This window comes from Sphingomonas parva (ex Maeng et al. 2020) (assembly GCF_004564275.1).
Classification (GTDB): Bacteria; Pseudomonadota; Alphaproteobacteria; order Sphingomonadales; family Sphingomonadaceae; genus Allosphingosinicella; species Allosphingosinicella parva.
The window spans coordinates 83,249-95,237 of record NZ_SPDV01000017.1; the positions used below are offsets into that span (position 1 = coordinate 83,249).

At 68.4% G+C, this 11,989-nt stretch carries 10 protein-coding genes; 5 read left to right on the plus strand and 5 right to left on the minus strand.

Annotation, left to right across the window (positions count from 1 at the left end):
• Positions 1–124: 124 nt before the first annotated feature.
• Complete coding sequence (locus E2493_RS10440; RefSeq protein ID WP_135086460.1) at positions 125–316, minus strand: DUF3606 domain-containing protein; 192 nt, start codon at positions 314–316, stop codon at positions 125–127.
• A gap of 149 nt (positions 317–465) precedes the next feature.
• Here E2493_RS10440 and E2493_RS10445 point away from each other — a divergent pair, with 149 nt between their 5' ends.
• The gene (locus E2493_RS10445) at positions 466–1,953 is read left to right on the plus strand and encodes an ATP-binding protein (RefSeq protein ID WP_135086462.1); all 1,488 of its coding nucleotides are present in this window, start codon (positions 466–468) and stop codon (positions 1,951–1,953) included.
• A gap of 181 nt (positions 1,954–2,134) precedes the next feature.
• Here the strand turns inward: E2493_RS10445 and E2493_RS10450 are convergent, their stop codons facing one another.
• Together E2493_RS10450 and E2493_RS10455 are read right to left on the minus strand one after the other, a co-directional pair.
• Positions 2,135–5,272 carry a hybrid sensor histidine kinase/response regulator gene (locus tag E2493_RS10450; RefSeq protein ID WP_167737479.1) on the minus strand — a complete coding sequence of 1,046 codons (3,138 nt, stop codon included), beginning with the start codon at positions 5,270–5,272 and terminating at the stop codon, positions 2,135–2,137.
• A 137-nt stretch (positions 5,273–5,409) separates the two neighbouring features.
• On the minus strand, positions 5,410–5,841 hold the full coding sequence (locus tag E2493_RS10455; protein WP_135086466.1) for a methylglyoxal synthase: 432 nt from the start codon (positions 5,839–5,841) through the stop codon (positions 5,410–5,412).
• A gap of 152 nt (positions 5,842–5,993) precedes the next feature.
• Between E2493_RS10455 and E2493_RS10460 the strand changes: the two genes are divergently transcribed.
• Entirely contained in the window at positions 5,994–6,626 is a 633-nt protein-coding gene (locus E2493_RS10460) for a D-Ala-D-Ala carboxypeptidase family metallohydrolase (protein ID WP_167737480.1), read from the plus strand.
• A 194-nt stretch (positions 6,627–6,820) separates the two neighbouring features.
• Here the strand turns inward: E2493_RS10460 and E2493_RS10465 are convergent, their stop codons facing one another.
• Positions 6,821–7,663, minus strand: a complete 843-nt coding sequence (locus E2493_RS10465; protein WP_135086470.1) for a peptidoglycan-binding protein — start codon at positions 7,661–7,663, stop codon at positions 6,821–6,823.
• A gap of 182 nt (positions 7,664–7,845) precedes the next feature.
• Between E2493_RS10465 and lepA the strand changes: the two genes are divergently transcribed.
• Complete coding sequence (gene lepA, locus E2493_RS10470) at positions 7,846–9,666, plus strand: translation elongation factor 4 (protein WP_135086472.1); 1,821 nt, start codon at positions 7,846–7,848, stop codon at positions 9,664–9,666.
• A gap of 87 nt (positions 9,667–9,753) precedes the next feature.
• Positions 9,754–10,092, plus strand: a complete 339-nt coding sequence (locus tag E2493_RS10475; protein ID WP_135086474.1) for a DUF952 domain-containing protein — start codon at positions 9,754–9,756, stop codon at positions 10,090–10,092.
• A gap of 247 nt (positions 10,093–10,339) precedes the next feature.
• Here E2493_RS10475 and E2493_RS10480 read toward each other — a convergent pair whose 3' ends face one another.
• The gene (locus E2493_RS10480) at positions 10,340–10,960 is read right to left on the minus strand and encodes a hypothetical protein (RefSeq protein ID WP_167737481.1); all 621 of its coding nucleotides are present in this window, start codon (positions 10,958–10,960) and stop codon (positions 10,340–10,342) included.
• Between the two features lie 710 nt (positions 10,961–11,670).
• Here E2493_RS10480 and E2493_RS10485 point away from each other — a divergent pair.
• Positions 11,671–11,989, plus strand: a 319-nt coding sequence (locus E2493_RS10485) for a helix-turn-helix domain-containing protein (protein WP_135086479.1), incomplete at its 3' end; no start/stop codon positions are given.

Sequence of the window (11,989 nt, forward strand, 5' to 3'; positions counted from 1 at the left end):
CCCTTCAGGGGAGAGGCCGGGAGAGGGGGAGTCGCAGGGAGTGCCTTTGCGATGAGGCTGCGCCCTACGCCGCACTTCCCCTCTCCTAGCCCTCTCCCCTCAAGGGGAGAGGGGAGCCTCCGACTCATGCGCTCGTCTTCATCTTCTCCGCCTCGCGATCCAGCACCTCGCGGCTGTTGCCGTGCTCCCGGATCAGTTGCTCGGCCTGCTCGCGGCTGAGGCCATGCTTGCGGGCGAAATAATCGACCTCGTAGGTCTCGCCGCCCGAAACCCGGGCACGGTCCTGGCCGCCACGATTGTTCTTGTCGTCGGACATGTCGTCACTCCTGGTACGTCGTTACGCAGAAGCAACGCGGCGACGAATCGTCGGGTTCCCGTGGCCGGCCTGCATCAGCGGCCAAGCGACTGAAGTGCAAGCAGACTCCCGAGCTTGTCGGGCGCGCGCGGCTCGTCCAAGAGCGCACCATGTCGGTGATGATCGAAATGGGGGCGGGGGCCGGCGGGGCGGCGGTGACGATGGACCTCGAGGAGCTGCTCGCCACCCGCCTGCTCGTCCAGGGCAACAGCGGCTCGGGCAAGTCGCACCTGCTGCGCCGCCTGCTCGAGGAGAGCGCCGGAGTCGTCCAGCAGATCGTCATCGATCCGGAAGGCGATTTCGTCTCGCTGGACGAGTTCGGCCATTTGCCGATCGACGCCGCCGACTACAGCCACAACGAGATCGCCAAGATGGCGGCGCGGGTGCGCGAGCATCGCGCCTCCTGCGTGCTCAGCCTCGAGGGGCTGGAAATGGACGCGCAGATGCGCTGCGCCGCGACCTTTCTCAATGCCCTGTTCGATGCGCCGCGCGACCAATGGTATCCGGCGCTGGTCGTGGTCGACGAGGCGCAGGTCTTCGCCCCGGCGGCGGCGGGCGAGGTCAGCGACGAGGCGCGGCGGCTGTCGCTCGGCGCGATGACCAATCTGATGTGCCGCGGCCGCAAGCGCGGCCTCGCCGGGATCATCGCCACCCAGCGCCTCGCCAAGCTCGCCAAGAACGTCGCCGCCGAAGCCTCGAACTTCCTGATGGGCCGCACCTTCCTCGACATCGACATGGCTCGCGCCGCCGACCTGCTCGGAATGGAGCGCCGCCAGGCCGAGGCGATTCGCGACCTCCAGCGCGGCGAGTTCCTGGCGCTCGGACCGGCGCTGTCGCGGCGGCCGGTGAACGTCCGCATCGGCTCGGTGCGCACCTCGGCGCGCAGCTCGAGCCCGAAGCTGGTGCCGCTCCCGTCCGCCGACACCGATTTCGGCGACCTGTTCAGCGGCCTCGCCGACGCGCCGCCGCCGCCCCCGCCGCCGCCGGCGCCGCGGCCGACCCCCGCCGAGGACGTGCTGCGCGCGCTCGAGGCGGCTGCCGACGCGCCACGGGCGAGCCATTCCGCGCGGGTCGACCTGCCGGAGCTGGACGAGGAGACCAGGGGCCGGATCGTCGAGACGGCGCTCGCCGGCGTGGTCGCCGAGGCCGGCGCCCAGCCGCTCCCCGTGCTCTACCAGGATTTCGGCCTGCGCTGCCGGATGCTCGGCCTCGCCGGCCAGCCGCTCGACCTGCCCGGCTTCCGCCGCCGCCTGGCGATGGCCAAGGCCGGCATCGGGCTGGAGGACGTCTGGGAGCCGGCGCTCGCGCTCGGCGACGGCGTGCCCGAGGACATGCTTCCCGTCCTCCTCCGCCTCGCCCGCGCCGCCCGAGAAGGCGCGCCCTGCCCGACCGACGAGGAGCTGGCGCACATCTACGGCACGACCTCGACCGGCCGGCTGCGGCGGGTGCTGACCTTCATGGAAGAGCAGAATTTCATCGTCACCCGCATCGATCTCTCGGGCAAGCGCTCGGTCTCGCTCCCGGCGCTCGGCTGGACGACGGCGCCGTCCGAGGCGGAACACGAGAAGCCCCAGGCGCGGGTGGCGCGGAGAAGGTAGCCTTCCACCCCTCCCTGCAAGGGAGGGGACGGGGGTGGGTCCGGAAGCGCGGGCCCGAGCACGCGCTTCCGGGCTGCGGCGATAGAACGCCTTCGCCGGCATCGAGCCGGCTCAGGCGTCACCCACCCCTAGCCCCTCCCTTGCAGGGAGGGGAAACCTGAAAGTGGGTGGCCGATTGTGCTCACCCTTCCTTGCAGCGCACCCCCACCCGCCGCAGCGCCTCGGTCAGGCGGGCGACGGTGTAGGGCTTGCCGATCACGGCGGTGCAGCGGTCGCCGGCGAAACGCTGGGAAAGTCCGGCCTCGTCGGCGGCGCTGGTCAGCAACAGCGGCAGGTCCTGGTGCAGGGCGCGGATCTCGGCGGCGAGGGCGCCGCCGCTGCGGTCGCCGAGATCGTCGTCGATCAGGATGACGTCGTAGCGCCCCTGTGCCGACCGGACCTTGCCGAGCGCCTCGCCGGCGTTGGCCGCTTCCTCGGTCGCATAGCCGGAGGCGGCGAGCGCCTCCATCGCCAGCGCCCGCACGGTCGGCTCGCTCTCGACGACGAGGACGCGGCCGGTGCGCCCCTTGTCGAGCACGTCGCGCACCTTCTGCGACAGCGCGGCATAGGTGAACGGCTTGGCGATCATCTCGACGCCGGGCTCGAGCCGGCCGCCGTGAACGATGGCGTCGCGCGTATAGCCGGAGGTGTAGAGGACCTTGAGATCGGGCCAGCGCTCGCGGGCGAGCTCGGCGAGCTCGCGGCCCGACATCGCCGGCATCACCACGTCGGTGAACAGCAATTGCACCGGCCGTTCCTGACGCTCGAGCAGGCGCAGCGCGGTCGGGCCCTCGTGCGCCTCGAGCACCCGGTAGCCGAGCTCGCGCAGGCATTCGACCGTATAGGCGCGGACGTCGTCGTCATCCTCGACGACCAGGATCGTCTCCGCCTCGCGGCTGACCTCGAGGCCGCTGGTCAGGTGCGTCTCCTCGTCGCCGCCCGCCTCGTTCATCAGCCGCGGCAGATAGATCTTCACGGTCGTGCCGTGGCCGATCTCCGAATAGATCTTCACGTGCCCGCCCGATTGCTTGACGAAGCCGTAGACCATGGAGAGGCCGAGGCCGGTGCCCTTGCCGACCTCCTTGGTGGTGAAGAACGGCTCGAAGACGCGGGCGATCGTCTCCTTCGACATGCCCTCGCCGGTGTCGGTGACCGCGATCACGACATATTGGCCGGGCGCGACCTCCGCATGCTGGGCGCTATACTCCTCGTCGAGCCGGGTGTTGGTCGTCTCGATGGTGAGCTGGCCGCCGCCTGGCATCGCGTCGCGAGCATTGACCGCAAGATTGAGAACCGCGCTCTCCAGCTGGTTCGGATCGGCCTCGACCCGCCACAGGCCCGGCGAGGTGACGATCTCGAGCCGCACCGTCTCGCCGAGCGCGCGGTTGAGCAGGTCCGACATGCCGACGACCAGCCTGTCCACGTCGAGCGGCTTGGGCGCGAGCGGCTGGCGGCGCGAGAAGGCGAGCAGCCGCTGGGTGAGGGCGGCGGCGCGCTCGGCGCCCTTCATCGCATTGTCGAGCGCGCGGCGGGCCCGCGGATCGCTGCTTCCCGCCGCTTCGAGCGCGCGCCGCGCCATGTCGATATTGCCGGTGACGACGGTGAGCAGATTGTTGAAATCGTGGGCGATGCCGCCGGTGAGCTGGCCGACGCTCTCCATCTTCTGGCTCTGGCGCAGCGCCTCCTGGGCGCGGGCGAGCTCCTCGGCCGCGAGCTTCTCCGCGTCGATATCGCGCGCGACCGCATGGATGAAATCGTCGTCCGGAACCGCGGTCCAGGACAGCCAGGCATAAGAGCCGTCCTTGCGGCGGTAGCGATTCTCGAAGCGCAGGGTGGTCAGCCCGTCGGAGAGACGCCCGGCCTCCGCCTCGGTCGCGGCGCGGTCGTCGGGATGGACGAGGTCGAGGAACGGACGGCCGATCAGCTCCGCTTCGGACCAGCCGAGCAGGGTCGTCCAGGCCGGATTGACCGCCGAGATCGTCGCATCGAAGCGCGCCACGAGCATCAGATCGGTGGACAGGCGCCACATCCGGTCGCGGTCGGCGGTCCGCTCCGTCACCCTTTCCTCGAGCGTTGCGGCCATTGCCCGCAGCGCGTCCTGGGCTTCGCGCAGGTCGTGAATGTCGGTGCAGGTGCCGTACCAGCGCAGGATCGTGCCGCTCTGGTCGCGCACCGGCTGGGCGCGGCCGAGCACCCAGCGATAGACGCCGCTATGGTGCCGCAGCCGATATTCGATGTGATAGGTTTCGCCGGTCTCGAGCGAGCGGCGCCAGATCTCCCAGGCCCGGTCGCGGTCCTCAGGGTGGAAGAGATCGTTCCACGCCTCGCCCTCGGTCGAGCCGTCCGGCATGCCGGTATAATCATACCAGCGGCGGTTGAAATAATCGTGATAGCCGTCCGGCCTGGTCGACCAGATCATCTGGTCGATCGAATCGGCGATCGCCTGCAGCCGCGCCTGGCTCTCGCGCAGCGCGGTCTCGGCCGCGTGGCGCTCGCTGAGATCGAGCATCGCGCCGATCATGCGCCGGGCGCGGCCGTCCTCCCCGCGCAGGACCGCGCCGCGATCGAACACGGTCGCGTAGCTGCCATCGGCCCGCCGGAACCTGTATTCGCCGCTCCAACTGTCGGCGCCGCCGTCGATCACCTGGTGGATCCCCCCGACGATGCGGTCGCGGTCGTCGGGATGGATGCAGGCCTTCCACCATGCGCCCGCACTGCCGACCTCCTCGGGCGCATAGCCGAACAGGGTCTGGACGGCCTCGTTCCAGCGGATCCGATCGGCCTCCAGGTCCCAGTCCCAGATCGCGTCGTTGGTCGCGTGGGCGACCAGCCGGTAGCGCTCCTCCGCCTCGCGCAGCGCCGCCTCGCGGGCGCGCTCGGCGGAGATGTCGCGCGCCTCGATGATCGTGCCGACGGGCTGCCCGTCCGCGTCCCGGATCGGCGAGGCTGTGAAGGCGACCGGATAGAAATGGCCGTCCCTGTGGACGAAGCATTCGGTGCCCTGCACGCGGTTGCGTTCGGGGAAGGCGCGATCGATCGGACAGTCCTCGAGCGGATAGGGCCGTCCGTCGGGGTGCGTGTGGTGGATGACCTCGTGCAGCGTCCGGCCGGCCATCTCGCCGAGGCCGTAGCCGGTGAGCAGCTCGGCGGCGCGGTTCATGAACACGCATTGCTGCCGCGCGTCCATGACGAACAGCGCCATCTGCGTATTGTCGATGATCGCATCGAGCTGACGCGAAGGGTCGAGCAGGCGGGATGGAGTGTCCGTCGTATCGGGCATCGGCGCTGTCATGTTTTCGGGAGGAGCCTGCTGTTAACCGTCTTCGCGCCGGCGCGCCAGTGCCCGGCGCCGTGCGGCCGCCGTCCGTCCCGGCGCCGGACGGCCGGGATCGCGCGGGGACAGGCGACGGCCGTCGTTCACTCCCCCGGCTCGCCGTCACCGCCGCCGGTCGGCGCCGCGTAGCGGGCGGCGAAGAAGGGGGAGCTGACCAGGAAATCGGCGGTCGTGCGGTTCAGCGCCAGCGCGACGTTGTAGAGGGCGGAGAGGCGGGTGAGCGCCTGGACGTCGGCCTCGTGCGGGTGCGGCGACAGCGGATCGACGAAGAAGATCAGCATGTCGATCTCGCCCTCGGCGATCTTCGCCCCGATCTGCTGGTCTCCGCCGAGCGGGCCCGATTTCACCGGGGTCAGCGCGAGGCCGGGGCATTGCTCCAGGATCCGCCGGCCGGTGGTGCCGGTCGACCACAGGCGATGCGCCGCGAGCGCCCGGGCGTTGGCGCGCACCCAGTCGATCAGATCGTCCTTGCGCCGGTCGTGCGCGACCAGCGCGATCCTCTTGAGTGTGTCCATTCCCCGCTTTCTCGCTCTCGTCCCGCGCAACGCACGGCCGGTCGAATCGGATGCAACCTTCTTTGAATTTGCCCCGCCGGTCCGGCTATAAGGGCCGCGAGCGGCGCCGGGGGCGCCTTGAAAATCCAGCAAAAACGGCCTATCTTATTGATATGCAAAAACTAATCCGGCTTGCCGCGCTGGCGCTCACCGCGCTTTTCGCAACCCCTTCGCTCGCCGCGGGTCTGCCCGAGGGGCAGAGCAAGGCGGATTATCTGGCCTGGATGGCCCGCGATCCCGGCGTGCGCGCCGAGGTCCTCTCGTTCAAATCCTATCTCGAGGCGGCCGGCGTCGAGGACGTCGTGCCGACCTGGCAGCTGGTCCGCACCGCGAGCGACTGGCGCGAATGCGCCGGGCCGCGCTTCGAGGTCGCGCCGATGACCGAGTGGACCCACATTGCCGAGACGCTCGAGTTCGTGAAGGCGCACGTCGAGCCGGTGATCGGCAAGGTCGAGGCGCTTTCGGGCTTCCGCAACGAGGAGCTCAACCGCTGCGCCGGCGGCGCCAAGGCGAGCGCCCACCGGCATTTCTATGCGCTCGACCTCACCCCCGCCAACGAGGACCTCAGCCGCGCCGGCATGATCCGCAGCATCTGCGCGATCCACGAATTCCGCGGCCGCCAGTACGACGTCGGCCTCGGCTTCTACACCGGCATGCGCTTCCACGTCGATTCGAAGGGCTTCCGCAAATGGGGCGCCGACGGCAAGGGCGCCACCAGCCCCTGCGTCACGGGGAATTACGTCTGACCGGCGCGATCCTCCCCTCCCTGCAAGGGAGGGGATTGAGGGGTGGGTGCGAAACGGCGGGCTCTAAGTCCGCCGTTTCGTTTTCAACGCCAGAAGCGTCTTCGCCCCCATCGAGGGGGCTCAGCCGCCACCCACCCCTAGCCCCTCCCTTCCAGGGAGGGGGAGCAGGTCAGTCGAGGCGCTGCGCTCCCCCCTCAGCCGCCCTGCGGCACCAGGGTGATCACCTCTTCCGCGGCGGCGGGGCCGCCGAGCGCGGCCCAGGTCGCCGGACCGACGACGCCGTCGTCGCCCAGCCCCCTGGCGCGCTGGAAGGCCCGGACCATCGCCTCCGTGCCGGGCCCGAACTCGCCGTCGATCGCGACCGGGAAGCCAGCCTTGGCGAGGGCGCGCTGCAGCCCCTCGACCCCGGGCGCGGACATGCCGCGGCGGAGCACCTGCAGCGCCCCGTCCGGCTGGCCGAGCGCGATCCCGGCGGCGAGGGTGCGGGCGAGCGCCTGCTTGGCGCGGGCGAGGTAGCGCCGGCGATCGTCAAGGCCGTTCAGGCCGCCGTTGATCGCGCGGGTGATCGAGATGATGTCGTCCCGGTCGGCGAAGCGGTTGAGGCCGCCCGCGGTCTGCGTCCAATATTCGCAGGCGAGGACCAGCGCCGTCATCGCCTCCTCGGCGCGCGGCGGATCGGCGACCAGGTCGATTCCGATGCGCTGGCCGTAGACCCGGTAGTTGCGCCGGCCGGTGAGCTGGATCAGGCCGCGGCCCTTGAAGCGCACGCCGTCGCCCGGCTGGTCGTTGCCGAGATCGGCGCGGCCCTCATAGGCGGCGCCCGAGGCATATTCCTCGCAGGTGCAGAAGCCGTCCGATTCATGGGCGATCTGGGCGAGGAAATGCGCGATCCTGAGCGGGGTGGTGATCTGGTAGCGGCCCAGCGTATCGTGCAGCGAGCCGGCGATTCCGGCGACGATCTTCGCCTGCTTCAGTCCCTTGGCGCCGGCCACCCTCGGCATCACCGCCTGCAGCGTCTCCAGGTCCACCACGATCATCGCAACCTCCCCACAGAGTTCGAGTCGAAAGCAGAGCTTACACCCGCGGCGGCGGCCGGCGCGCCATCATTTCTCAAGTCCGCGCGCAAGTCCGCACCGGGCCGGACCGATCGGCCGCACGCCGGCTTTGGATTCTTTGGCTTCCCCTGCTAGTGGCGCCGAAACTCTTCCCGAAAAGACCGATGACCGACCTTTCCAAGCTCCGCAACTTCTCCATCATCGCCCATATCGACCACGGCAAGTCGACCCTGGCCGATCGCCTGATCCAGCGCACCGGCGGCCTCACCGAGCGCGAGATGTCGAGCCAGGTGCTCGACAACATGGACATCGAGAAGGAGCGGGGGATCACGATCAAGGCGCAGACCGTGCGCCTCGACTACAAGGCGAAGGACGGCGAGACCTATGTCCTCAACCTGATGGACACGCCGGGTCATGTCGACTTCGCTTATGAGGTGAGCCGCAGCCTCGCCGCCTGCGAAGGCGCGCTTCTGGTCGTCGACGCCGCCCAGGGCGTCGAGGCGCAGACCCTGGCCAACGTCTACCAGTCGATCGAGCACGATCACGAGATCGTGCCGGTGATCAACAAGGTCGATCTCCCGTCGGCAGACGTCGACAAGGTGAAGAAGGAGATCGAGGACATCGTCGGCCTGCCCGCCGACGACGCCGTGCTGACCTCGGCCAAGACCGGCATCGGCATCGACGAGGTGCTCGAGGCGATCGTCACCCGCATCCCGCCGCCCAAGGGCGACCGCGAGGCGCCGCTGAAGGCGATGCTGGTCGACAGCTGGTACGATCCCTATCTCGGCGTCGTCATCCTGATCCGGGTCATCGACGGGGTCATCAAGAAGGGCCAGAACGTCAAGTTCATGGCCGGCGGCACGACCCATCTTGTCGACCGCGTCGGCGCCTTCCGCCCGAAGATCGAGCAATTGCCGGAGCTCGGCCCGGGCGAGGTCGGCTTCATCACCGCGCAGATCAAGGACATCAGCGAGACGCGGGTCGGCGACACGATCACCGACGTCCGACGCCCCGCCGCCGAGGCGCTGGCCGGCTTCAAGGAAGTTCAGCCGGTGGTGTTCTGCGGCCTGTTCCCGGTCGATGCCGCCGAGTTCGAGAAATTGCGGGAATCGATCTCCAAGCTCAGGCTCAACGACGCCAGCTTCAGCTTCGAGATGGAGACCTCGGCGGCGCTCGGCTTCGGCTTCCGCTGCGGCTTCCTCGGCCTGCTCCACCTCGAGATCATCCAGGAGCGGCTGACCCGCGAATACGATCTCGACCTGATCACCACCGCGCCGAGCGTGGTCTACAGGATCCATCTCACCAAGGCGGCGGGCGAGGCGGCGGCGCGGACGATCGAGCTGCACAATCCGGCCGACATGCCCGATCCGAACCGGATCGACACGATCGAGGAGCCGTGGATCGAGGCGACGATCTACGTGCCCGACGAATATCTCGGCTCGATCCTCAAGCTCTGCCAGGACCGGCGCGGCATCCAGAAGAACCTCACCTACGTCGCCGGGCGCGCCCAGCTCACCTACGAGCTGCCGCTCAACGAGGTGGTGTTCGATTTCTACGACCGGCTGAAGTCGATCAGCCGCGGCTATGCGAGCTTCGACTATCACCAGATCGGCCACCGCGAGGGCGACCTCGTCAAGATGAGCATCCTGGTCAACAACGAGCCGGTCGATGCGCTGTCGATGATCGTCCACCGCGGCGCCGCCGAGGCCCGCGGCCGCCACATGTGCGAGCGCCTCAAGGACCTGATCCCGCGCCACCTGTTCAAGATCCCGATCCAGGCGGCGATCGGCGGCAAGGTCATCGCCCGCGAGACGATCGCGGCGCTCAGGAAGGACGTGACGGCGAAATGCTATGGCGGCGACATCAGCCGCAAGCGCAAGCTCCTCGAGAAGCAGAAGGAGGGCAAGAAGAAGATGCGCGAGTACGGCAGCGTCTCGATCCCCCAGGAGGCCTTCATCGCGGCGCTCAGGATGGGCGAGGAATGAGTTTGGACGCTCGGCACGGAGTGACGAGCGAACGAACTCACGCGAACGGCAGCACGGAGTGCTGCCGTGAAGCGCGGAGCCGGATCCATGGCTGACTCCGTCGCCTACAAGGTCCTCACCGCCGAAGAGCTGGACGCGCTGAACCGCGGCGGCTGGCGCGGTTCGGCGCTCGACGTCGCCGACGGCTTCATCCACCTCTCCGCCGCGGCCCAGCTCACCGAGACGGTCGACAAATGGTTCGCCGGCCGCAGCGACCTGGTCGTCGCCGCGATCCACGTCGCGGCACTCGGCGAGGCGGTGCGCTGGGAGCCCTCGCGAGGCGGCGCCCTGGTCCCGCACGTTTACGGCACGCTCGGGCCGGAGCATGTCCTCGCCGCCGCGCCGCTCGCTCGCGACGCCGATGGCGAGGTCGCGCGGCCGGCCTGATCGCCGCGCTTGCCCGAAGCGGCAGAGGTGCGGGGCCTGCAAAGAACAGGGAAATTACAGGCGCGGGGCCCATTCGGCTCTCCTGCCGTCGTTCCCGAGGAATGCAGATCGGCCCCGGTCGTTCGTCCCGAGGCCGTTCTGGATCCCCGCGTGCGCGGGTTGACGTTCGGGGTCGGCCGACGACGGTGTCGTACCGGAAGCCTTGCACGACGGCCGGGAAGGCCTGCCGACTCGCTGGTCGCCGCGTCTAGACCATCTCGTAGTCAGTCTCGGTGTTGAGAAGGGTGCTGGTCTTGTTCGTCAGGAAATTTTCGATAACGAGATAATTCTGCTGCAGCGTCCGCGTGGTCTTGAAGGTCGCGCTCGTCTCGTGATCGAAATCCTCGGCCCACTTCTGGATGACACGGGCTCCGTACCGGCTGCACAGGTTCCGGTAGGCGTCGGTTGCCTCGCTGGAGGATGCGTAGAGATTACCGCCCTTGCCCTGGGTATTCTGCGTGCACCACACCATCCGGTAGCGCATCTTCACTCTGATCTCGCGCTGCAGGCCCGCGACCGTGTCCATGAAGGCCTTGATGGTGCTGGTCGTGCACTGCTTGCACGGGCTCCAGTTGCAGGTCAGGACGATGACGCAGTTGTTGGGAAGATTGGCGCCGCCGCCATAATCCTTGAGCAGGGCTTCGAACAGTCGGGCCTCGACATGGTCGTGAACGGCGTCTTCCTTGTAGTTCTTCTGATACTCGCTGTATCGATTATGCTTCTCGTCGAACAGCGCGATCGCGGCGGTCATCGAGCTGTTCATGCTTTGGTTGAGGGACACGGCGTGGTTCGTCATCTGAAGCTTGGTGGCGTCGGTCTCCTTGCCCATGTCGACCTCCCTGGGTGGTTCGCAATTCCGGGACGTCTGCCGAAGATGCGAGGTGGATCGAGCATGCCGACGGCCCGGGACGTTCGACGAGGGTAGATCCCGGCTTCTCTGCCCGCAACCGCAGTTGGAACCATCTCCCGTCATCAAGCTCCATCCCAGCGCGAATTCCGCGTCGGCCAGATCGAGAGGCGCCCTGCCGGCCGGGAATGGGGGGCTTTGCAGGGCGACGGTGCGCCGCCGCGCCACCGATGCCGCAGTGCACCACCGTAAATCGACCGTTGTTTACGGTCGGACCCGCCATTTTCTTGTGCAGTGCAGCGACGCTGCCCAGCGGCTACCCACGGAGCCTTCGCCGCGGTGCGCTTCGGCGCCGGTGAAAACAGGGCCGCTTCCGTTGCGGCTTCGCTCCCGCGTCCGGCGCGTCGCTTGAGTTCCGGCCGGAGATCCCAATGGTGGGCGCCGAGCCGCGCCAATCGGACCTGTGGTTGGGTGCCGGTCCCCTGCCTTCAATGAGGCGCCTTCACGCCGCGCCGGAAGGGGAGTCGCTCTTCCAGGCACGATGGCCCGCGGGTTCGTGTCTGATGCTGACGTCTGGAACATAACACGAACATTGGCATTCGTCAATGCCGCTGCCTCTCCCCTGTTGGTAGCACACGACATGTCCGGGTTTCGTAGCAGACGATCTGTCCGGTTGCGGCTGGAGAGGTCGGATGCTGGCGGAGGTACGCATGGCGCGGATTGGCGAGGTGCTCGGTCGTTATCGGTCGGGCAGGCTGAGTTGTGTGGAGGCGGCGGATCTCCTCGGGATGAGCGAGCGGCATTTTCGCCGCTTGCGGGACCGCTATGAGGCGGACGGTGCAGCTGGGCTTGTCGACCGGCGGCGCGGCCGGGTTTCGGGTCGGCGGGCGCCTGTGGACAAGGTGGAGTGGGTGATCGATCAGTTCGTGACCCGCTACCACGATTTCACGGTGAAGCACTTCCACGAGGAGCTGCGCAAAGCCGGGTTCGATCTGAGCTACACCTGGACCA

Coding starts and splice junctions, on each gene's coding strand:
- E2493_RS10440 (WP_135086460.1), bottom strand. CDS start 316: ATGTCCGACGACAAGAACAATCGTGGCGGCCAGGACCGTGCCCGGGTT.
- E2493_RS10445 (WP_135086462.1), top strand. CDS start 466: ATGTCGGTGATGATCGAAATGGGGGCGGGGGCCGGCGGGGCGGCGGTG.
- E2493_RS10450 (WP_167737479.1), bottom strand. CDS start 5,272: ATGCCCGATACGACGGACACTCCATCCCGCCTGCTCGACCCTTCGCGT.
- E2493_RS10455 (WP_135086466.1), bottom strand. CDS start 5,841: ATGGACACACTCAAGAGGATCGCGCTGGTCGCGCACGACCGGCGCAAG.
- E2493_RS10460 (WP_167737480.1), top strand. CDS start 5,994: ATGCAAAAACTAATCCGGCTTGCCGCGCTGGCGCTCACCGCGCTTTTC.
- E2493_RS10465 (WP_135086470.1), bottom strand. CDS start 7,663: ATGATCGTGGTGGACCTGGAGACGCTGCAGGCGGTGATGCCGAGGGTG.
- lepA (WP_135086472.1), top strand. CDS start 7,846: ATGACCGACCTTTCCAAGCTCCGCAACTTCTCCATCATCGCCCATATC.
- E2493_RS10475 (WP_135086474.1), top strand. CDS start 9,754: ATGGCTGACTCCGTCGCCTACAAGGTCCTCACCGCCGAAGAGCTGGAC.
- E2493_RS10480 (WP_167737481.1), bottom strand. CDS start 10,960: ATGGGCAAGGAGACCGACGCCACCAAGCTTCAGATGACGAACCACGCC.